The sequence below is a fragment of the Steroidobacteraceae bacterium genome (assembly GCA_041395505.1).
GTDB lineage: Bacteria > Pseudomonadota > Gammaproteobacteria > Steroidobacterales > Steroidobacteraceae > JAWLAG01.
Window position 1 is genome coordinate 281,229 of the sequence record JAWLAG010000002.1, and the last position, 22,107, is coordinate 303,335.

General features: G+C 59.3%; 20 protein-coding genes. 10 read left to right on the forward strand and 10 right to left on the reverse strand.

The genetic code is table 11. The annotated features are described in order from the left end of the window. Window positions 1–12 precede the first annotated feature (12 nt). Window positions 13–1,326, reverse strand: a complete 1,314-nt coding sequence (locus tag R3E77_14040) for a CDGSH iron-sulfur domain-containing protein (protein MEZ5500533.1) — start codon at window positions 1,324–1,326, stop codon at window positions 13–15. Between the two features lie 48 nt (window positions 1,327–1,374). Between R3E77_14040 and R3E77_14045 the strand changes: the two genes are divergently transcribed. After that, the gene (locus tag R3E77_14045; GenBank protein ID MEZ5500534.1) at window positions 1,375–2,316 is read left to right on the forward strand and encodes a cyclase family protein; all 942 of its coding nucleotides are present in this window, start codon (window positions 1,375–1,377) and stop codon (window positions 2,314–2,316) included. On the opposite strand, the gene R3E77_14050 is transcribed toward R3E77_14045, so the two are convergent. Then, window positions 2,317–2,976 (reverse strand): TetR/AcrR family transcriptional regulator, encoded by a 660-nt coding sequence (locus R3E77_14050; GenBank protein ID MEZ5500535.1) that lies wholly within the window; start codon window positions 2,974–2,976, stop codon window positions 2,317–2,319. A gap of 235 nt (window positions 2,977–3,211) precedes the next feature. On the opposite strand from R3E77_14050, the gene R3E77_14055 reads away from it, so the two are divergent. Together R3E77_14055 and R3E77_14060 are read left to right on the forward strand one after the other, a co-directional pair. Further along, window positions 3,212–4,516, forward strand: a complete 1,305-nt coding sequence (locus R3E77_14055; GenBank protein MEZ5500536.1) for a cysteine desulfurase-like protein — start codon at window positions 3,212–3,214, stop codon at window positions 4,514–4,516. A 214-nt stretch (window positions 4,517–4,730) separates the two neighbouring features. Beyond that, window positions 4,731–5,045 (forward strand): hypothetical protein, encoded by a 315-nt coding sequence (locus R3E77_14060; protein ID MEZ5500537.1) that lies wholly within the window; start codon window positions 4,731–4,733, stop codon window positions 5,043–5,045. A 20-nt stretch (window positions 5,046–5,065) separates the two neighbouring features. Here the strand turns inward: R3E77_14060 and R3E77_14065 are convergent, their stop codons facing one another. The 3 genes from R3E77_14065 to R3E77_14075 all read right to left on the reverse strand — a co-directional run bounded on the left by R3E77_14065 (window position 5,066) and on the right by R3E77_14075 (window position 8,294). Then, entirely contained in the window at window positions 5,066–5,962 is an 897-nt protein-coding gene (locus tag R3E77_14065) for an alpha/beta hydrolase-fold protein (GenBank protein MEZ5500538.1), read from the reverse strand. Between the two features lie 365 nt (window positions 5,963–6,327). After that, the gene (locus R3E77_14070) at window positions 6,328–7,146 is read right to left on the reverse strand and encodes a response regulator transcription factor (GenBank protein ID MEZ5500539.1); all 819 of its coding nucleotides are present in this window, start codon (window positions 7,144–7,146) and stop codon (window positions 6,328–6,330) included. Continuing rightward, window positions 7,122–8,294, reverse strand: coding sequence for a histidine kinase (locus tag R3E77_14075; protein MEZ5500540.1), 1,173 nt, complete (start codon window positions 8,292–8,294; stop codon window positions 7,122–7,124). The genes R3E77_14070 and R3E77_14075 overlap by 25 nt, the downstream gene beginning before the upstream one ends. Before the next feature lie 237 nt (window positions 8,295–8,531). Between R3E77_14075 and R3E77_14080 the strand changes: the two genes are divergently transcribed. The 4 genes from R3E77_14080 to R3E77_14095 all read left to right on the forward strand — a co-directional run bounded on the left by R3E77_14080 (window position 8,532) and on the right by R3E77_14095 (window position 14,838). Continuing rightward, entirely contained in the window at window positions 8,532–11,657 is a 3,126-nt protein-coding gene (locus R3E77_14080) for a TonB-dependent receptor (protein ID MEZ5500541.1), read from the forward strand. Window positions 11,658–12,029: 372 nt separating this feature from the next. Next, window positions 12,030–12,950, forward strand: coding sequence for a hypothetical protein (locus tag R3E77_14085; GenBank protein MEZ5500542.1), 921 nt, complete (start codon window positions 12,030–12,032; stop codon window positions 12,948–12,950). A gap of 34 nt (window positions 12,951–12,984) precedes the next feature. Beyond that, window positions 12,985–13,341: a DUF2200 domain-containing protein gene (locus R3E77_14090; GenBank protein ID MEZ5500543.1), complete on the forward strand. Its 357-nt coding sequence runs from the start codon at window positions 12,985–12,987 to the stop codon at window positions 13,339–13,341. Between the two features lie 1,035 nt (window positions 13,342–14,376). Then, entirely contained in the window at window positions 14,377–14,838 is a 462-nt protein-coding gene (locus tag R3E77_14095; protein MEZ5500544.1) for an Lrp/AsnC family transcriptional regulator, read from the forward strand. Here R3E77_14095 and R3E77_14100 read toward each other — a convergent pair. Then, entirely contained in the window at window positions 14,802–15,359 is a 558-nt protein-coding gene (locus R3E77_14100; protein ID MEZ5500545.1) for a GNAT family N-acetyltransferase, read from the reverse strand. The two genes, R3E77_14095 and R3E77_14100, sit on opposite strands and share 37 nt — an antisense overlap. Here R3E77_14100 and R3E77_14105 point away from each other — a divergent pair. Beyond that, a complete protein-coding gene (locus R3E77_14105; GenBank protein MEZ5500546.1) occupies window positions 15,343–16,407 on the forward strand; it encodes an alpha/beta fold hydrolase in 1,065 nt (354 codons plus the stop codon). The genes R3E77_14100 and R3E77_14105 overlap by 17 nt on opposite strands. On the opposite strand, the gene R3E77_14110 is transcribed toward R3E77_14105, so the two are convergent. Genes R3E77_14110 through R3E77_14120 form a run of 3 tightly spaced genes read right to left on the reverse strand, consistent with a single transcriptional unit; the run spans window position 16,370 to window position 18,676 of the window. Further along, window positions 16,370–17,422 carry an RNA polymerase subunit sigma-70 gene (locus R3E77_14110; GenBank protein ID MEZ5500547.1) on the reverse strand — a complete coding sequence of 351 codons (1,053 nt, stop codon included), beginning with the start codon at window positions 17,420–17,422 and terminating at the stop codon, window positions 16,370–16,372. The two genes, R3E77_14105 and R3E77_14110, sit on opposite strands and share 38 nt — an antisense overlap. 5 nt (window positions 17,423–17,427) lie before the next feature. Then, window positions 17,428–17,877: an SRPBCC domain-containing protein gene (locus R3E77_14115; protein ID MEZ5500548.1), complete on the reverse strand. Its 450-nt coding sequence runs from the start codon at window positions 17,875–17,877 to the stop codon at window positions 17,428–17,430. 52 nt (window positions 17,878–17,929) lie between these two features. Further along, complete coding sequence (locus R3E77_14120; GenBank protein ID MEZ5500549.1) at window positions 17,930–18,676, reverse strand: hypothetical protein; 747 nt, start codon at window positions 18,674–18,676, stop codon at window positions 17,930–17,932. Window positions 18,677–18,945: 269 nt separating this feature from the next. Between R3E77_14120 and R3E77_14125 the strand changes: the two genes are divergently transcribed. Next, complete coding sequence (locus tag R3E77_14125) at window positions 18,946–21,012, forward strand: alkaline phosphatase D family protein (protein ID MEZ5500550.1); 2,067 nt, start codon at window positions 18,946–18,948, stop codon at window positions 21,010–21,012. Window positions 21,013–21,046: 34 nt separating this feature from the next. Here the strand turns inward: R3E77_14125 and R3E77_14130 are convergent, their stop codons facing one another. Continuing rightward, on the reverse strand, window positions 21,047–21,439 hold the full coding sequence (locus R3E77_14130) for a hypothetical protein (protein MEZ5500551.1): 393 nt from the start codon (window positions 21,437–21,439) through the stop codon (window positions 21,047–21,049). A gap of 88 nt (window positions 21,440–21,527) precedes the next feature. Here R3E77_14130 and R3E77_14135 point away from each other — a divergent pair, with 88 nt between their 5' ends. Beyond that, window positions 21,528–22,097 carry a PadR family transcriptional regulator gene (locus R3E77_14135; GenBank protein MEZ5500552.1) on the forward strand — a complete coding sequence of 190 codons (570 nt, stop codon included), beginning with the start codon at window positions 21,528–21,530 and terminating at the stop codon, window positions 22,095–22,097. The last annotated feature ends 10 nt before the right edge of the window (window positions 22,098–22,107 follow it).

Genomic DNA, 22,107 nt, shown 5'->3' on the forward strand with positions numbered 1-22,107 from the left:
TCCCCTTTTGTGTCAGTAATTGATGCTGGGGTTGTCCCCCGGATAGATCACGCCAACGACGTTCATCCCGGCCAGCGTCGTTGCCTGTAGCGAATGCTTTTGTTTGCGGGGCAGGAAAATCACATCGCCCGCCCGTACGTCGGATTTCCGGTCCTCAGTCCACATGCAGCCTGCGCCAGAGTGAACAATGATTGCTTCCTCGTAGAGATGACGGTGCGGTGCCGCCTTGGATTCAGGAATGTGGCCGATGAACTGAGTGATAACGTCAGACCCGATGCGCTTGTCAACGAGAATCTGGAACCAGCGCGGACCCATGGCCGTGCGATGTTCCTCGTCGACGGACACGATGCGCTCCGGAAACCTGTTGTCAAAGTCATGCCTCATCGTATCGACCCAGGTGATGGCACCTCGTGGGCAAGCCGATGCAAATACTTCGAGGGTCGAGCCCGCAGCGGGCGCAAGTTCGAACGACTCGAATGGTCGGATATAGGCACCGTCCATGCACTGCAAGGCAAAGCGTCGACCGGAAATGCTCAAGCTGCCAGAGCCCTTCGAGACGAACAGCGCCGTATGGCAATCGCCAAACGTCATGATCGGCGACGCATCGCCCGTCACGCGCAGCAGTATCTGTGACTGGTAGGTCGCGCCGAACCCGCCCGACACGACGTCGCAATAACTGAGCGACCCGCGTACCGCGAACTTTGCGTGAGCCGGTGAGAATACGTAGCAGCCGCCGTTCAGGATCGTCCGCGCGCCTACTATCTCCTTGCTGTAACCCACCGCACGGTTCGCGGGGGAATTCGGATCGTCGAGCGGCGAGCCACCAGGAAGATTGGTATGTGCGCCGTCGCAGAAAGGCGCGGTGCCGGTCTGCTTGCAGGCGCAGAGCAGGACTTCTTCTGACACAGCTGCAACAAACTTTCGTGGTTCAAGACCGGTACCCCTGTGAGAACCGTCGCAGTAGGGCTGCTTTTTCGAGCGCCCGCAGGCGCACCAGAAATAGGCTTTGCCGGCCTCGACTTCGGCCAGGTAGGGCTTCAGCCGCGCGATTTCGGGCTTGACCTGCGCATTCATGGCTTCATGCGCCTCTTGACGTGACCGCCAGCGATCGGTTGCCTGTGTCCGCCGCTGCGCCCGGTCGATCCACGCTCGCCCACGAGGAACACGGCGGCGACGCAATACCTGCGTGGCGCAAGCGCGACGAGCGACCGAATACCAGTCGTGACCAATCGGGTCATTGTCATTACTCTCATTTAACCGTAGTCCGCTTGTACAGGGTAACTTTAGCCTGCGCGCCCTAATTTTGCGGACGTTGTATTGCAGCAACGACTGCGCCTTCCCTCCTGGCACCCCGCCGGTGCTAGCATCGAGCGCATGCGATCGACAGGGTTGATTTTCTGCTCGGTTTTGCTGGGAATCCTGCTCCCGCTCGTCGGCCGGGCCGCGGATCAGGACGACCTGTCGCTTTGGCGGATGTATCGCTCTACTCTTGCCGTGGCGCGCTACGTCGATCTGACACATGCATTTGCTCCGGGACAACCGGTGGGTGTCGGTTTCGGTCAGATGGAAGTCGGCCCGGCGCGTGCGTCCGTCACGATACCCGGCGTTATCGATGCCGGCGACCCTTTCACCTACGAGACGCTCGGCGCCGGGATCACTAGTTACAGGTTTCCAACCGATCAGGTCGCCACACAGCTCGATCCGCCTGCGCACATGAACTCGCATGGCGCGACGATCAGCGACCTGCCGCCAACATTCGCAGTGCGGCCGCTCGTTGTTGTCAATCTCGCCCAAAAAGTGATTCGTGATCCTGGATACGTTGCGACCGTACAGGACGTGATCGACTGGGAACGAAAGCACGGCCGCATTCCGAAAGGCTCAGTCGTAATGTTTCGCACGGACTGGTCGCGACGCTGGAGCGATCCGAAGCGCTTTACAGCGCGACCCTTTCCCGGCGTCAGCGTCGAAGCGCTGAAGTTCCTGCATCTCCAGCGGAAAATCCTCTTCCATGGCCATGAGCCGCTCGATACGGATATGACATCGGACTTCGTGGCCGAGACCTGGCTCCTGAAGCACAACTACACGCAGGCCGAAGGCGTTGCCAATCTGGACCTGGTGCCCGAAGCCGGCGCGCTAGTGTCCATTGGCTTTGCAAAACCGGAGGGCGGTACGGGCGGATTCGCCCGTTTCATCGCCATCGTGCCGAAAAACTGGCCAAACGGTGTGACCATCGACGAGTCGCCGGGTGCGCCACTCCCGGAGTACGAGGAAGCGTTGAAGCGCGCCGACGACGGTGTCCTCAGGCGGCCGCGCTGATCAGTCTGCGCCGCGCGCTCGCATTGTCAGGCGCTCGATCGTTGGATACGACCTCTCGGTAATTTCGACCGGGTCGGCAGCCAGATACGGCTGCAGGACTTCCAGTATTTCGTTGTAACCCGCGCTGATTGATTCAGTAGAAACCTCCCGATCGTGGAATTCAAGGTAGTTGAGCCAATTCTCGGACAGGATCCAGGTGATGTCGATGATCGAGCGCAGGTGCCGGTCGTCGGGCGGCAGGCGAAGATGACCTCGCGCGGCCAGCGCGCGAAAGAAGCGCTCGATTTCCTGGATGCGCCGCAGGCGGTTGGCCGCAAATCGCTGGCGTAGCACCTTGTCGCGCCTCAACAGGCTCGCCATCTCGCGATAGAAGAAGCGGTACTTCAGGATCAGCTGCAGCTGTCGCACGAACATGGCCGCCATGTGCTCGAGGGTCGGCGCGAGATGGTCGCCATACCAACCGGCATCCATCTCGTCGACTGCATGCTGCCAGAGGAATCGTATGATTTCCTGCTTGGTTGCGAAGTGATAATGCAGATTTCCCTTGCTGATACCGCAATGGTCGGCGATTCGATTGGTCGAAACCGCCGCCGTGCCAAACTCGTTGAAAAGTTCGAGCGCGGCATCGACGATGCGCGTTTGAGTGCTGCGGGTCGCCACGATGGTCGTATTATCTTCCGAATTGGGGTCGCTGTCCGCACTCGACGCTCGGGGCAATCCGGGCAGCTTGGCAAACCGTCATTGCACCGGCGCAACGCTGATCGTCGGTCGCCTTCCACCAGCGCCACCCGGTGCGCGCAGGACTAGGGCGCACGCCCCAAAAGCCCACTTGCGTCCGACCGACCCTCGGGCGATGGTTGCGCAACGCCATGAACTCCGCACAGGCGACCGCCCGATGACTTCCCCTGCCGATACCCCCGCGGTGGCGACGGCGGCAACCGAATTTCCTGTGATGCGCCTGCGCGAGGAATTTCCGGCGATTGCCCATGCCGGCAACTTTGCATTCTTTGACAATGCCGCCGGCGCCCAGGTTCCGCGGGACGTCTTCGACGCCATTCACGCACACCTGCTCGAGCGGATGGTGCAACGCGGAGGTCGTTATGCACAGAGTCTTGCAGTGGACGAAATGGTCGCGCGCGCGCGAGTGAGCGTCGCTGCACTCGTAAACGCGCGCTCCCCCAAGGAAATTGCATTCGGCATGAATGCAACGTCCTTCATCCGCCAGGTGAGTCTCGCGATCGGTCAGGAACTCGGCTTTAGTCATGGCGGACGCGATGAATTCATCGTGACGGATCTCGATCACGAAGCCAATATCGCGACCTGGCTTGCGCTCGCACCGCTCGGCGCGAAATTCAAGTGGTGGAAGGTACGTGACGACGGCTGCCTGCATGCCGCAGATCTGGCGCCGTTACTGTCGAAGCGCACGCGCCTGCTCGCATGCGGCGTCGCTGCAAATTCTCTCGGTTCTCTCACCGATGTGCGTTCCGCCGCCGATGTGGTGCACTCGGCGGGCGGCGAGATCTTTCTCGATTGCGTGCATTTCGGTCCACACGGCCGCATCGATGTGCAATCCTTCGATTGCGATTACCTCGTCTGCTCGGGCTATAAGATTTTCGCGCCACACATGGGGTTTCTCTGGGGCCGCTACGAAGCACTGCGCCGACTACCAACATTTCGCGAGGATTTCATTCCCGACGAGCCTCCGGACAAGATCGAGGCGGGCACTATTGTGTATGAGAATGTCGCAGGCATGGACGCCGCGGTGCACTACCTGGCGCGACTCGGGCGTTTCCTGGCAGGTCCGGGCGCGTCGCCGAAGTCATCATCACTTCGCGACGATCTCACCCGCGCGATGGACGCTATTGTCGCCTACGAGCAGTCATTGTCGCACGAGATGCAAGGCGTCCTGCAGGACTGCAAGGCGCGTATCTACGGCATCGCTGATCCATCGCAGGTCGCAGCGCGGGTGCCGACTTTTTGCTTCAACCTGGAAGGTTCGGCACCGGCGGAGGTTACGCTCGCGATGGCCGCGGCCGGATTCGCCGTTCGGGATGGTCACATGTACAGCCCGCGCTTGATGCGTCGATTAAATCTGCCGGTTGAAAGCGGGGCGGTACGCGCATCACTGGTGCACTACAATACGGCCGCCGAAATCCATCGTTTCGGCAATCTGCTCTCCGACCTCAATAAGCGCCGTTGAGCGCCAGACGGGCTATACGCCAGATCTGCGCGACGACCTGCCGAAGAGAGGCACCTGCACGCGAGTCCTGCATGCAAACTTGATTGGCTCGCTTACCCATTGCCTATCGATGCGCTACCATTCCGTCGGCGATACTGTGCCAGCTGAGTCTGATTGCGCCGCCTGATATCCAGAACCTGACGCAAGCACAACGCGAAATATTGGAGCTAGGCAAATGATTTGTCGCATTTGGCATGGCCGCACACACAAGAACAAGGCGGACAACTACGAGGCCTTCTTGAAAAATCGCGCAATTCCGGACTACCAATCCGTGCCTGGTAATTTGAGCGTCGCAATTCTCAGGCGGGACGACGGCGAAGTCGCCCATTTCATGACGATGACGTTCTGGGCATCAGAGAATTCGATCCGTTCGTTCGCAGGCGATGATTTGCTCAAAGCAAAATACTATCCCGAGGACAACGGCTTCCTGCTCGAATTCGAGCCCCAGGTCCAACATTTTGCCGTCGTTGCCAGGAGCGGCGTCGATTGAGACCGCCCGCAAGTACGCTGTCAGCCGGGTCCCAGGATCATACGCAGCCCACGCAATGCCGCCGGATGATAGATCGTCGCGTGCCGCTCTTCATTGAAGTCCTCACTGACACAGCGCCGATATTCGGGTGCTTGATCTCGCCATCGTGAACAGAATTTCGTGGTAGCACCCGGTGGCTCGGCTTCGCCGCTCGCCCCCAGATAGAGCAGTTTGTGTGCAAGCTTGCTGCGGTCGACGGGCAGCGGTAGTTTGCTCGTAAGCCAGTGCTGATTGTTCCACCAAAGACTCGGATCGAAGGCCAGGTAGGCGTCGAAGAGATCGGGTTCGACGATCAGCGTCTCGATCACGAAAAGACCGGCGAGCGACTCCCCCATGACAGCCGACTCGCCGGTCACAGCGTAGCGGCGACCGATCTCGGGCTTCAATTCGCGGCGGATGAAATCGCGAAACGCTTGTGATCCGCCGACCTGTGGGGCAATCGCACGATCTGACGCGACCAATGTAGGCCCCGTCAGGTCGCGACGACGCTGCGTGTTCTCGATACCGACGAGCAGGAATGGTCGCATACTGCCGTTGCCCACCAGCACCTGTACCAGGCCAGCGACATGCAGGAAGTCTTCCTCCAGGCCGCCGTCTGGCATATACAGGACGGGCAGCGACCGCGGCGCCGATGCGATGCCGCTCTGCGGTGAGTACACGTTGATATGACGTCGTTCGTGGAGAATGTCGGATTCCACATCGAACTGCTCGCCTACGACCAATGGTTGGGCCAGCGAACCGCGCACACCAGGGCTCGCGGGCTCCGCATGCGCATGGGTTGCCAAACATGCAAACGTGAAACCGACCAGCGCCACCCAACTTGAGTCAGTCCAGTTGCAGAACTGTCCCCGTGAAGAATCAATTTGCCAGGCGCTCATGGGCCCAAGTATGCAATGCGTACAATACCGGTCGCAATAATGTGCGCCGAAGTCACGCCTCGGATATGCGCTCTTTCCCGATCAAAGACGATTCGTTGGGCGCGGCAAACCGACGGCACAACCGATATACGATTTCTCGGAGATCGCTCGCGAAATCGTGCAACGGGTAGCACCGCCCCCGGCCGCACTATTGCCCGTACCTTATTCCGCATCCACGGAGAGACACGACGCCGACGAACCGACCCGGCGAAGGGCTAATCCAAACCGTCGTCCTGCGGCGCAGGATGCAAGCTGGAGATTGCAGACCAAGCGGATTCGCCGACGCCAAAGTTCGGCTGGTTGCGCCAGCGCGAACGCCACCACTGTCAGGCTATTTTTCCGCGAATCAACTCGGCGATCTGCGAATGATAGGAGCGTCCAACGCGAATATGCCTGTCGCTGCCATGCATTACAAAGCAGAAGTGGCTGTCTGCATCGCGCTCGATTCGAGCAGAATGGGTCATATTGACGATGACTGAACGGTTGATCTGCATGAATGGCATTCCACCCAGCGCATCATGTAGCTCATAGATCGTCCCGCGCATGCGATACGGATTTTCGTCGCCACGGCACCAGACCAGAATGTAGTTCCGGTCGGCCTCCAGCACCGTGATCAGTCCTCGATCGAGAACGTGAAACGAGCCTTCCCTTTCGGCAATCACATGGCCAGACGCACCAGGTAAACGTGCTGCAAGAGTCACGTCCGCGAGCGCACCGACGCCACTGCAGCGGGCCGGCGGGTCGACTACGCCCGACCGGCCATTCACAACAATACGCTTGATTCTGTCTATAGCCATGCGGAACCGCTCTTCGCGCACGGGTTTCAGCAAATAATCGACCGCCGCGCGATCAAAAGCCTTGACCGCATATTGTTCATGTGCCGTCACAAAGACCACATGTGGCATCGCGGCGAATGAAAGTCCATTGAGAACCTGGAATCCTGTGTGCGGTCCCAACCGTATGTCGAGAAAAAGCACATCCGATGCCTGGTTGCGAAGCGCCAGCGAGGCTTCCCGAGCCGTCGCGCATTCGGCAACCACCTCGAGGCCGTCCACGCGGTCACATAACGTACGCAGCCAACGGCGCGCCGACGCTTCATCGTCAACAATTACCGCTTTGATCACCTGGCCTGTGGCGCTTCCCACTGATTGCTCCTTTTTCGAATTGCGTGATGCGGGAACGTCAGACTTGCTTCAAACCATCCCGAGTGCGTACGGCCTGTAGTAACTGCCGCGGACTTTCCAAATGCAGCGTCCAATCGCTCGCGTACGATCTGCAGCCCGAGGCCGGTGTGACGAGCTCGATCCGTCGACTCTGGCTGTTGAACTTGATTGCAAATGCGGATGGAAATCGTGTCCCCGGTGCATGCGCATGTCAGCTCGACGTTGATGAAGCCCTCGCGCTGATGTATGCCGTGTTCGACCGCGTTTTCGAGCAATGGTTGCAACAGCAATGGCGGAATGCCTGCATTACGAGCCTGCGCCGGCAAATCAAGGCTGTATTGCAAACGGTCCTGAAATCTTTCCCGCTGCAATTCGAGATATTCACGACCGAGTGTCACCTCTCTGTGCAATGGCACCAGCTCGACGTCACTGTCTGTGAGTGTAGTGCGTAGCAACTCACCAAGCCGCGTCACCATGTTTGACGCAGCAGTCGGTCGACTGTGAATCAATCCCGCGATTGCGCTCAATGTGTTGAACAGAAAGTGAGGGTTCGTCTGCATGCGCAATGCCTGCAGTCGCGCGCGGTCATATTGTGCGGACACACGTTCCCGCTGATTCTGCTCCAGCCGTAATCTCCCATAGTGACTGAATGCCGCCAGCAGACCTTGCAATACGAGGTACTGCATGCCGTCGTCAAGCAGCATTGAGAGCCACATCTGGAATGCCGCCTTGCTGTCCGGACCGAATAGACCCGGGTAGGCTCCGACGGCGGGATCAAGTCCGGCGACAATTCGCGCAAAGATGTAGATCGGCCGCGCAAGTGCGCCGAACGCTACCGCGAGCACCAGATGGGTCGGCACAATGCGACGCCAGTTCGAAAAATCGTAACCAACTCGCCATGAGACGCTTACGGCGACGAGGAGCGCTGGATAGATCAACGCGCTTGTCAGCAGCAGCACGCCGAGCGGCGGCTCGCCGTTCCAGTGCAACGCATCACGAACCAGGTAAGTACGCGCTACCGCTGTCACCGATACGTAGGTCCAGAACAGTGTCGACACAATGACACAGGTCCGTAACGACAGAATAGGCGCCTGAATGGGCGGGACAGCTATGGGTCGAATGGCAGGCATCGTTGCGACGATTGTAGCGCCACGAATGCAACGCGGCGATGCATAGGGATGAGTTGCCGGTGGCCGGGACGGAGTTCATTCGCTCTTGTTTTTGAGCGTTGATGTGGTCAACTCCGCGCACATTGAAGCCGGAGTGACGATGCAAGCCTGTGGCGCCAAACATACAAATCGGCGCATTGCGATGTTGCCTCGGATATCAAACAACGCTTCCCAATCGATGACTGGAGGGACGACATAATGAAAATCAACTCGGTAGTCGCGCGAGCGGTTCGCCGTGCAATTGTCATGAGCGCCGTGACTGCGGCTGGCACAACCGCCCCAGCGCTCGCCGCGAATGAGGACTCGGGGCCGCTTGAGACGGTCGTGGTGACCGGTTCGCGCATTGCACAGCCGAATCTGACAACAACCAGCCCCGTGACACAGGTGACGGATGAGGACGTCAAGCTTCAGGGTGTTACCCGTGTTGAGGACCTCATCGCGCAACTGCCGCAGGCGTTCGCGATGCAGAACGCGACCGTGTCCAATGGCGCGACCGGTACCGCGACAGTGTCGCTGCGCAATCTGCAGGCCAAACGCACCCTGGTGCTGGTCGACGGTCGTCGCTTGCCATACGGGGATTCCAACGATTCGGCTGGTGACTTGAACGAAATCCCGACCAGCATGGTAGAGCGAGTCGAAGTGTTGACTGGAGGCGCTTCCGCGGTCTACGGGTCCGATGCCGTCGCCGGAGTCGTAAATTTCATCATGAAGAAGGACTTCGAAGGCATTGAAGTCAGCGGTCAATACGGCTTTTACCAGCATCACAACGACTACGGCGGACCCGGCGCAGTTCCACTGAGAGAAGTCGTCGCTTCTCGTGGAGTCAGCAATCCGTCCCAATTCCAGCTGCCAGAAAATAACGTCAATGTTGGCTACAGCCGAGAAGGCTCGCTCCTCGTGGGCGTAGGTACGCCGGACGGACGTGGCAACATCACCGCCTACGCGACCTACCGCCGCAATGACCCCATTCTGCAAAAGGACTATGACTATTCATCATGCAGTGTCAGCGACAAGACCGGCAGTGGGGTGCCCACTGGATCATTCCTTTGCGGTGGCTCGAGCACGGCCTACCCCGGACGCTATACGGATTTTGCGACGTTTGACTACTCTATCGACCCGGCGACCGGCGACTTCCGCCCGTGGAACTCACTGCGAGACCAATACAACTTCGGTCCGTTGAACTACTACCAACGCCCTGATACGCGCTACACGGTCGGAGCGATGGGACATTTCGAGCTCGGCGATCATGCCGATGTATACACACAATTGATGTATGCCGACAATCGGACGCTTGCGCAGATTGCCCCGAGCGGCAACTTCTTTGTTACGGGCACGATCAGCTGCTCGAATCCCCTTCTCTCAGCGTCTCAGGTCGACGGACTTTGCAACGTGGACCTGGTACCAGACATCGTCGATGACCCAACCACACCCGAGAACGAAGTAGCCGATTTTCTTGCGGGATTGCCAGCAGGATTCGATGGTCAGGGCTTCATAAATGCAACTCTCGGTGCGCAGACTGCGCTGACAGGCGCCAGGCCCGTATTCAATCCAGATGGTTCGGTGTCGACCGTCCCGTACAACGGCGTTTCGCCGGCCTACATCGGTCGTCGCAATGTTGAGGGTGGCGGTCGTCGATACGACTTCCATTCAACATCGCTGCGCGCCGTCGGAGGCGTTCGCGGTGGCATCAGTGAGAGCTGGAACTACGACGCAAGCGTCCAGTTCTCGCGCAAGACCATGGACTTGTACCAGACCAATGACTTCTCCAGCCGACGCCTGCGAAACGCGCTCGATGTCGTCGACGTCAATGGCGTGCCCACCTGCCGATCCGTAGTAAACGGCACAGATCCAAGCTGCGTGCCGTACAACATATTCGCGATTGGTGGTGTCACGGCCGCTGCGCTCGACTACCTGCAAGTTCCGACCCTGGCGCAAACCATCATTGATCAGAATATCGTCAATGCGACCCTTACGGGCGACCTCGGTTCCTATGGCATGAAGCTGCCGGCAGCGGCCGAATCGATCAAAGTTGCCATCGGTGCCGAGTATCGGCGCGACAAGCTGCAGTTCGCACCTGACGAGCTGATCGCGACCGGCGACCCGGCGGGCGCCGGCGGCGCACAGCCTCCTGTGACGGGTTCGGTTGATGTCAAGGAATTGTTCATGGAGGGCCGCATACCGCTGGTGCAGGATCATCCCGGCGCACAGCAACTGGGTATCGACGTCGCCTATCGCTACTCGGACTATGGTGGCGGCATCAATACCAATACGTACAAGATCGGTGCGGACTGGGCGCCCGTGCAGGATGTGCGGTTCCGCGCGAGCTTCCAGCGTGCCGTTCGTGCGGCAAACATTCTCGAACTCTTTACCGCACAGGGATTCAACCTCTTCGACATGGCGGGCGATCCCTGTGGCCCTAGTCCGACAGCATCACAAGCGGCCTGCCTTGCCACGGGTGTACCCGCGACGCAGTATGGATCGGATGCACTGACCAGCCCGGCCGGCCAGTACCAGCTCCTGCAGGGTGGTAACGCCGACCTGGTACCTGAGGAATCAGACACACTGTCCTTCGGTATCGTCTTTACGCCTGTTTTCGCGCCGGGACTGGCTGCATCGCTGGATTACTATGACATCAAGATCGACAAGACAATCACGACGTTCGGTCCGGAAAATACCCTGAACGCCTGTTACAACAACAATGACACAGAGGCTTGTTCCCGAATACAACGCAACCAACTGGGTCAGCTCTGGGTCGGTACCGGGCATGTCGAGGATCTCAATATCAATATAGGTAGTCTCAAGACCAAGGGTGTCGACCTTCAGATCAACTACAACGGGTTGAGTATCGGCCGCATGGGCAAGCTCAATCTGTCACTGCAGGGCACCCGTACCCAGGAATTGATCGCTGAACCCGGGCCCGGCGTCGCTCCTTACGACTGCGTAGGGTATTTCTCGTCCTCCTGTGCAAATCTCACCAACGGCGGACCGACACCCAAGTGGCGACACCGTGCGCGCATCGGCTGGAATACGCCATGGAGCGGTATCGACCTGGCCCTGTCATGGCGCTACATCGGATCGGCCAAGACATTCAGGAATGATCCCACGATCATCGACTATGAATTCCCGGCATTCAGTTATTTTGATCTGTCAGGTAGCTGGACCGTGAGCGACAAGATCGATGTGCGGCTCGGCATCAACAATCTGTTGGACAAGAATCCACCAGTCAGTGCAAACGTCGGTACGACCGGCAACGGCAATACTTATCCGCAAACCTACGAGGCCTTGGGACGATTCATCTTCACATCGGCCACAGTAAGGTTCTGATCGGCGTTGCGGGCTGTAGGGGCGGCAACGGCGGCCGTGGGCATCGGTGTACAGCGGGTGGTCGGTCTGGCTCAATCGAGCTGACGACCATCCGCTGCGCGGCGGTCGCCCTTCGCGGACCATCGAGATGACAGGGTCATGGTCCGATCGCCGCGCGACTGACCGCACCTGCGGAGAACGAAAAGCACAAAGCGCAGCTGCATCGCCCTGAAGTGCGGTACGGTCGCAGCCTGGGAATCCTGCCCACGGTGACGATATGCCTGTCTTGCCAGTCAACATGAATGGATCGGCAATCGAAGTGCCGGCAGCGCAACCGAACCCGGCGACGTGGTGTACGATCCAGGATACCGCTCGCAAGAAGCGACCACACAAATGAGCCGCACTGGCAACCTCAGGCTATTCATTGGCGCAAGCGCTGCGACGATCGGTTTGACAGGCTGCGCCGACAGCACGCGAGTCGAATTGCAAGGCGAAGCGGCACTGGTTTTGCCCGGTGTAGTGTCATCCTCGTATTCCGAGGTACGCCTTGCAATCAGCCCTGATGGGCGCTCGGCGGCTTGGGGCAGCACGAATCGACCGGGTGGTCGGGGCGGCTGGGACATCTGGTTATCGAGCAAACGCCGTGATGGCACATGGAGCACACCAACGGTTGCCCCATTCTGTTCCGCCGCCAATGATTTTGACCCTGCATTTTCTCCCGACGGCAGAGCCTTGTATTTCTTCTCCAATCGCGCCGGCGGATTCGGCGGCGATGACATCTACAGGGTCAGCTTCGACGGTACGCGTTGGGGCAACCCCGTAAATCTGGGCCCGAACGTCAACAGCTCCGGAGATGAATGGGCGCCTGTCGTATCACCCGATGGACAGAGACTTCTCTTCGCGAGCAACGGTCGAGGCGGCCGTGGACGGCACGATCTATTCACCGCGCGCCTTCAAAATGACGGCTTCACCCTGGCCGTTCCTGTACCTGGCATCGTGAATACCACTGCCGATGAATTTGACGGTACCTGGCTCGCAGACGGGCGAACCATCGTCTTCGCTCGCGCGCCGAATCTTGAGAAGGACCAGATCAATCTTTACGTTGCTTACGAATCAAGCGGAAGCTACGCTGCCGAGGGCAAACTGTCGCTCAGTGTCAACACTGCGTCCACGGACACATTGGGCCCGGCCATCGATCCATCGCGACCGTTGCGCTTGCTCTTCTCAGGATCACGCAGCGAGAAAAGCACGGGACAAATGGACATTTTTGAAATTGACTATCGTTTCGTGCCGCCTCACCGCCAACTAAAGTAAATGCAATGCGTACTTCACTTTTGGTTCTTGTTTCATGAGCAAACACCGTGTCTATACAATAAGCGTAGCGAGCGTTTACCCGCATTACGTGGCGAAAGCAGAGCGAAAAGGGCGCACGAAAGCAGAGGTCGATCAGATCATCCGGTGGTTGACGGGCTATAGCCAAAAACAATTGGAGACCGAACTCAAGAAAAAAACCGACTTTGAGACATTTTTTTCCAAGGCACCGCGAATGAATCCATTACGCTCGCAAATTACCGGTGTCATTTGTGGCGTCCGCGTCGAAGAAATCATTGAGCCGACCATGCGGGAAATTCGTTACCTCGACAAGCTAGTCGACGAATTGGCGAAGGGCAAGAGCATGGACAAGATTCTGCGGGTCAGCAGATAGGCTGTCGCTGCCGAAGTGGCGTAATCACCACTCATTGCGAAAATTCATATTGTGGGTCGCGGACAGAGCGGTGGCCAGGATTCCCGCGCATCGCGCCTCCAAACAAATAGTTCACCTGATAGCGGACCTCTGGAATTGCGGGAAAATAGCAAGTTGCCGGCTGGCGACAGCAGTGGACCCACCTCGTCGGCGTCGGCATTCACGGCGCGAGGCAGTCGCCGTCGCGGCTGCCACCCATCACTTGTCTTTAGCGACTCGTACAAACCAGATGCCGCCATAATGATCATGCGTGACCCATCCGACGAGATTTCAGCCTCATATTCATCCTCGGCCGAATTGATATTCGGCCCGAGATTTTCAACGCGCCATTGACCGTTTTCGATCAGAGCGCGCCAGATATCCGTCCTGCCGAGCCCGCCCGGCCTTCCCGATCCAAAATATAGCCAGCCGTCGGCTGCAATCCTCGGAAACCACTCCTGCTGCGCGCTATTGACTGGCACTGGCAAGCGCCGGGGCTCACCCCAATTGCCGGCTGGATCCCGATCGACTCGCCATATGTCGAGGTCCTTGCGGTCGACTCCATCGGTCGAGCGGGTAGAAATGAAATACAGGGATGAGCCGTCACGGGTGAACCATGGATCGGCTTCAACGCCGTCGCCCGCAAATGACGGGTCACGCGGCGCCTCCCAACCATCGTGCCCGCAAGGTGCGACCAGTATTCGCCAATGGTCGAATGACCGTGTGCTACGCACGAAATACAGATCGCTTGTGCGCGGGTCGAACGCAGGATGCGACTCGAATTGCGCGCTCGAGACACCATTTGGCTGCCAGGCCTCCACGCTGCCTGCAAAGTCTTTGTAGCAGCCGGAACAGCTGATGCCAGCCAGCACGAACGGGAGTAGACGCAGCGCTATTGTGCGCGCGGACGCCATATGGCGGATAATCATCGGATGCGCCTCAAGAAGCCGAACATGACAGCGACCTTACCGTCATCACCACCGGCAAATCGTCGGAATCGACCCCCGGTTTGAAGGTATGCGCCAACGCAGCCTCGATGAACGTGATCTCGCACTGCTCGCGCGGCTGCGCTTGAACGCGCGCGAGTCCCTGACGCGATTGTCCCTCGCTATTGGTCTTTCACGCAGCGCGCTGCAGGAGCGACTGCGGCGCCTCGAGCGCGACGGTGTGATCGAGCGTTACACCATCGTGACGAGAAGCGCGACGGACGATCGCGTCCGGGCCTGGCTCACCGTGCGCCTGCAGCCTGGCGTCAAATGTGCTCAGGTGGCCCCACAGATCCTGCGACAGACTGCCGTGGTGACCTGCCACGCGCTTGCCGGCGACATCGATTTGTTGGTTCTGATCAACGCGGTCGATGTCGGCACACTGTCGAAATGCCGCGAACTCGTGGCTGCGCTTCCTGGTGTGGCCGCCGTTGAGACACATCCGGTGCTCGCGTCTTATCTGGAACCGGTTTCCAAAAGTGAGCGTCGATAACGTCGCTGGTGAACCGCAATCCCCCGAATCTTGTCGACTTTTTCAATGCCGTCCGCGACCCAGCCGTCACGCCGATAGAATTGCTCGGCTCGTTCATTTCCAACAACCACCCACAGTTCGGCCTCGTGGCAACCCAGTTGCACCAACCGCTCGCGCGCCGCCCCCACCAAGGCGCGCCCGCATCCCTGCCCCCAGAGATCCGGATCAACATAAAGCGCGCTCAGCCGTCCCGCGCATCCACATGCATGAGCGGATACGGTTGCAAAGCCAAGGACTCTTTCGCCCTCGAGCGCAACCAGTGTTGTCGGCTTCGTGCGGTCGCCTGGCGAGAAGTCGTAGCGCTTGGCCCAGTCCCGCGGCTGGAGGGAGGAAAGATACGATTCTGGCATGAGGCCCCGGTAGGCCATTTGCCATGCTCGCACATGAAGCTCGGCGACCGCTTGAACATCGGCTTCGTTTGCTGGTCTCAAGTCATATGTAGTGGCCATGGCGCGAGATTTTCGTATGAAATCGTCGTTCATGAAGGTCGGCCGTGTCGCAATCGCATGGTTCCGGCCCGCAATACTCTTCACTGTGCCGCTGTTCTCTCAGGGAGCGGGTGCCGTCACTCTCGTGCATGTGCACGGTCGCATACCGATCGATGGACGGCCCCTGCTCTATTTCGAGGCACACGGTGCGCCGACGAGTCGCGCCCTCCTGGTCTGGGTGCATGGTGGCCCGGGCGGCCCTGAACGCCCCCTGTTCCGGTACTTCCACCGTGAGCTCGAGAACACCGGACTCGTAATTTATTATGATCAACGCGGCACGGCGCGCTCGTCCGATTCGAACGCTGACACGCGGTTGCTGACGATTCATCGCCACCTGGACGACCTGCATGCAGTGTTGCGCTACGCAAGTGAGCACTGGCCATCCCGGCCACTGATTCTGGTTGGCCATTCCTGGGGTGCCGCATTGTCGTTGTTGTATGCGAAGCGACCAGGGCAATTGGCGACGGCCGTTGTTGCCGTAGCGCCGCAAGTCGCAACGCAAGCCCAGCGAGCCCGGGAGTACGCTTTTGATCTGGCTGAGGCGAGGCGACTGGCCGACCGCGGTAACGAGACGCGGCTCCTGCAGCTCGGGCCGCCGCCGTATGAGGATTCTGTCGCTGTATTGAAGCTCGGGAAAATAACGGATGCCTTGCATGGCATTGAATTCAAGCCCTTGCCGCACATGCGCATTGCGGTTGCCGGTATCGCGCAAGGCCTTGTTCGCCCCTGGGAATTGCCGAACTATTTCCGAGCCAATGACATCAGTCTCCAGGTCATGCATCGCGAACTGGAATCGCTCGATCTGCGCGAACAGGCAGGCACGCTTCCGATTCCTGTCTACTTTTTTCTAGGTCGCCACGACCATCACGCCGATCCAAGCATTGCCGAGCAATACTTTGAACAATTGGATGCGCCGCGGAAAGGCTTGATCTACTTTGAGCAATCGGCTCATGAAATTCCCTTCGAGCAGCCGGAGCAATTTCGCCGCCAGCTCGAAATTATACTCAATGAGCTTGACGCAGCGGACGTGGCTCCGCAGTGATTTCCAGTGGCAAATCGAATATTTCGAATAGCGCGGCATCCACGAACAGTGCCAACGACGAGATTTGCGCGCCATCGAAGGTCAACAAATGGAGCGCATTGGCAGCCCACTTGTTCTCTGCACCCGTGTACTGGTAGGCGGCAAATCCGGCCTGCCCATTGCCGGCGATCGGCACCAGTCGCAAGCCCTTGCACTGTGTCCAGGCCATCGAGAAGAAGTCCACGATCGCTTTTCGTCCAGCGAACCATTCGCGCCATGGCGGCATGATTGCGGTCGCGTCCTCCTTCAAGAGTGCCGCAAGCCCAGCCGCGTCATGACTTTCCCACGCCTCCAGATAGCGCGCCAGCAGCGCATCATGCTGACCATGCCGGGCGTGATCCAGAGGTGCGCTCGCGTTTGAATGCCGTCGCGCAAGTGACTCACGCGCGCGTTGCAAGCCGCTGTTGACTGAGGCAACGCTCGAACCCAGCAGACCTGCCACTTCGCTCGCCGTGAAGCCGAGCACGTCGCATAACAAGAGAATCGCGCGCTGCCGCGCTGGCAGATCCTGAATCGCAGCGATGAAGGCCAGTCGCACGGATTCATTGGTTGAGTACCGCATTTCGGGCGTCGGTGCTTCGTCTTTCACGTCCAGGAAATAGTGACTCGGAATGGGTCCGAGCCAGGGAATGTCCATTGCCGGCTCGCCTGGGGGCTTCGGCAATACCGATGGTCCGACTTGATCCGGCAAATAGCGTCGACTGCGCTTGCGCGCTTGCAGCGCGTTGAGACAGGCGTTGGTGGCGATGCGATAAAGCCATGGACGTATCGACGTCGCGCGATCGAAGTCGTTGAAACTACGCCATGCGCGCAGATAGGTTTCCTGTACGAGATCCTCCGCCTCGTGCACGGATCCGAGCATACGATAGCAGTGCAGTCGCAAATCGCGACGCAATGGTTCCGCCAGCTGTTGAAAAATCTCATGCGAACCGGTCGTCGCCGCGCGGGCGCGGCCTTTGACTTCACCTTGTTTCACCGGCTTCATTGGAAATCCCAGTCTGTCATTCCTTCACCTCGTTCGACCAGATTTTTCAAGCTCTGCGTTACAAGCGTTTCCCAGGAACTTGCACACGCGCCGTAGCACTCGAGCTCGGGTGTCAGACCGCGATGGGCGAAGCTGAGTTCCGTGCCGTTTGCCTTTTGACGCAGGTCAAAGATGATCCGCGTGCCATCCCATTCGGATTTGTCATTCAGGAAGTTGAGTTGGGACGCGGTAACATCCCACACCAGACGCTCCCCAGGGATTTGCTCGGCCACCCGCTGCGTACTGCTGTGAAGTTCGCGGTATTTGTAAGTAAACGTCTCGCCGATGCGATCAGTTGCCCCCGCAAACTGCCCGGGCCACCAGTCACGGACACGCGTTATGGCGTCGTACACTTCCTTGGGCGGCGCATCGATCTGCACGGTCGTTCGGTAGTCGTTTGAGTTCATGTTAACTGCTCCTGGGTCGGCTTGGAGGACTCGAGTCGCTAACCAACTACGGTCAATTCGGCGCAGAGATACACAGATCGCTTCGCGCATCACAGAGATCGTGAAGGAGCTCTGACTCAGTGGTTAGAATGTTTGCTTTCTCGGACTCGCCAAGCACCTGAATTACATAGCTTTGTTCGGCAATGCCTTCCTTGAAGATGAACGGAAAGGCGATGTCGACGCCGGGGCGCGCCCCAAGATCCCGATCCGAAATATTGGGTGCGTAGAACATGACATGCGGCATGGGCATGGTGTGTACGTTCATGTCGGGAAGCATCCAGGTGCGCATGATGGGTGCGATCATGTAGGACACACCGGGCCCTGGCGTCTGGTACTCCCGGCTCTGGTAGCGCCGCTCTATTTCTGCCTTGACCGCAGCCGCGGACTTTCCGTTGGCCCGAAGCTCCGCGACTTCGCGAATGACCTTCAGATAGGTCCTCGCTCCTGCCGCGTCGTAACACAACGGCACGAAAACGTCGTCACGGTATTCGGCATGTTCCCATGCCGTCCGTTCGACAAGACATTCAACGCCGCTGGATCCCTGCCGGGCCACGCGATAACCCTTGGTAACGTCGAGCACATAGACAGTAGCAGCGCCGCGAAGTGCAGGCGGTGCAGCGCTCAATGCAAAGCGGATTTCCAGCGCTGGGGGCAGCGGGTTGAGCCCGCCATCCGGAGCGCCCGCCAGCGCTGTGGCAATCCCGCCACCTGAAGCGAAAGCCAATGCGGCAGCGATACGAAACAAGAACTTGGCCTGCATGATCATCTCCTTGGAACCTTGGAAAGGCGCGATTGCGCGCTCCCTTGGTGTATACAACCGCGGTGGGCCACCAAACTCATCGGTGGCGGGCATTGGTTTACAGTACCCAAGACCGGCGAAACGTCGGAGTGGGCCGGCATTTCGTCCCTGCTGGCGAACCGAGAGCACATTCACGCGCTGTTTTGGCAGAGGAGTAGTCCTGCCTTGGAGGCGCTTGGCGCTTGGTGAACGTCCATTTCGGGCCACGAACATGTGAAAATGAAAGACGCATGACTCACCACACCCGCCGAGACTTCCTTGCCCATGCTGCTGCGGTTGGCGCGACCCTGGCATGGGCGAGACCAGCAGCAGCCCGGGGCGCACGCAAATGGCGGGAGCGCCGCGATCTTTATCCGGAAGGCGTTGCGTCCGGCGATCCCGAGCCTGACAGCGTCGTGCTCTGGACCCGGCGGCCGTTCGCACAGGGCGATCACGCCGTGCTGACGGCCGAGGTCGCGCTCGATGCCGATTTTCGCAACGTGGTCGCAACAGCGCGCGCGCCCGTGCTGGCCGAATCGGATTGGACGTGTCGGGTGTTAGCCGCGCATCTCAAACCCGCAACGGTCTACTGGTACCGCTTCATCGACGATCAGGGGAACGGGAGCCGCATCGGCCGCACCATCACTGCGCCCGCGCTCGACGACTCACGTCCTGTCCGGTTCGCGTTCGTTTCCTGCCAAAGCGTGAACGAGGGCAAGCAGAATGCGTGGCGCCGCATGCTGTGGGAGGATCAGCACGCGCCTGCCGGTCGTCGTCTTGATTTCGTCCTTCACCTGGGTGATTTCATTTATGAGGTCGTCGAATACCCTGAGGACATTGCGCACCGGTATGACCGCACGGTCAATGACATCGGCCGCATACCCGACGGGCGCAAAGTGGGGAATTTCCACGTGCCGACAACGGTCGACGGCTATCGCATGGTGTATCGCGCACATATCGCTGATGCGGACATACAGAACGCGCGCGCCTGGTTTCCATTTGTCTGCATCGGGGACAACCACGAATTCTCATGGCAGGGCTGGCAGAGCACGATAAAGTACAGTGGCAGGTCCGAACCCGCGCAGCCATTGCGCGTGGCGGCCAACCAGGCCTGGTGGGAATTCATCCCATCGCGTGTCACCAAGGCGTCGGGCCCCGGCCTGGATCGGTTCGCACCGCCCCGGGTGCAAGTGGCACCGATCGAACGCATGGATGCCGATGGCCTTGGTGACGAGCCGAACAATCGCATCGCAATCAGCAGCATGAAGGCCTATCGCTCGATGCGATTCGGTCGACACGTCGATCTTCTGCTGACGGACATGCACAGCTTCACGATGGAGGACCCCTCTTCGCAGCCTGGCGCCGACGCCCTGCAATCGGAGGACTTCCCGCTTTTCTTTCCAGAAGAAGCGATGAAAGTGCTCGATGGCGGTAAAGCGTTCGCCGGTGGGAATGCGCCGGACTCCATTGCCTTCGGCGGCAAGGCCGTGCCCAATTTTCGCAGGAACGAGCCGCCGATTACGCTACTCGGACGCGAACAGAAGGCCTGGTTCAAACGCACACTTGCCGAGTCGAAGGCGACCTGGAAGATCTGGGGTGCGTCAAATGGCACGCTCGACATGCGCACTGATCCGCAAAATCTGCCTGCGGGTGTTGCCAAGACCAACTGGCCCGGCAATGGCTATGCCTGTTTCGGTGGCGGCGACCTCGGCGGAATGTACATGGAGCGCGCGGAGCTCTACGACTTCATTCGCGACCACGAGATTGACGGATTCGTTACGGTTTCTGGCGATCGCCACAGCTTCTGGGCAGGCTATGCCGCGAAGGCCCTGCCACCTGACTCCTTCGAACCGATTGGCGTGGCTTTCATCACAGGATCCATCTCAGCGCCGGGGCTCGCCGAAGCGATGGAGCACGGACTCAAGGAGCATCCACTACGAGAGCTGTTCGCGGTCGAGCGTGCGGGCGGCACGTACGAGGCGACGATCAACCTGACGCTCAAGCATGGCGTGCGCAGTGCGCTCGAATACGCGCGGTCGGGGGACATCGCGGCAGCGCGACGTGTGACCAACCCCGACAATGCGCCCCACCTCGAGTTCATCGATATGGGGGGACACGGGTACAGCGTGCTAACCGCCGATGCAAAGGGGGTCACGACCGAGTTCGTCTGCATTCCGCGCCCAGTGAAAAGCGCGCCGACGGCGGATGGCGGACCGCTGCGCTATCGTGTTGTCCACAGCGCGCAGCACTGGCGGGCGGGCGAGCGGCCGATTATCAATCGACAATTGCTCGAAGGCGATATTCCCCTGTTGATCTGACATTTCTCATGGCGGTGTCGGCCGCCAGCGACCATCAGCCTGCAGCAGGCGAAGCGCTGCGACGACCTGTTCGGGCACCGAGCCAGAAGAAGGGCACGATGGTCAACAAGAAGAACGCGTGATACCAGAGCGGAAACTTCGCCCACAGCTGGGCATGCACCGGGATCATGGCGGCAAGGACGATGCCACCAGCAAGGATCGGCACGCGGCTGCCCGCCGCTGCCACCCGCGCCGCAACCCAGCCCGCTCCGATTGAGGCGAGAGCGCCGATCAAGAGTCGTGCGAACTGCATGAGTAACGTGAAGTCCAGGGATTTCTCCGCTGCGGCATAGCCATCGAGCAGGCTGCGCAGCGGGAGGTTCAGCACAGTGGCGAGGATCGCCCAGCCGATGAGGCCTGCAAGACAGGCTCCTATTGCGCGTCCCATGATTCCCCCTCCATCCGATGCATCGCCTGTGGCGGCATGTTATTATGATTATAATACTCTAATTAAAGTAACGTAGCATGTAAAGCCCTTGAAAGCCGAAATACTCATCCTGGGGGCACTGCATCGCGAACCGATGCACCCTTACGAAATCAAGCGACGATTGACCAATGCCATGGTCGAGTGCTTTACGGATGTCGATGTCGGGACGCTGTATTACGCGGTGCGTCAACTCAGCCGGTCGGGTCTCATCGAGTCCACCCGCCGGCAGAAGGTACGCCGCGGCGGCGTACGTACGATTTATCGCATTACGACCGCCGGCCGGGCGAGGTTCCAGGGACTATTGCGGGAACAATGGCTGGCGCCGGGCGCCGTGGCTGATACGCTCTACATTCCATTGCTGTTCCTGCATCTCATCGATGCGCAGTCGGTGCAGGATTTGCTCGACGCCAAAGTTGCGCGCCAGCAGATCGCGTGCAGGGAATTGCTGGAAGTTCGTAAACGATTTGCGCCGCAGCTTGGCACGGGCGGGAACCACCTGCTGAAGCACCTGCATGCGCAGCGACGACTCGATCTACGCTGGCTGAAAGAGCTACGGGCGGAGATAACCGAACGCGGCATCCGGGACCTCACCAAACTGCCCGCCGCGCCGAACAATTGATCCGGTCTGC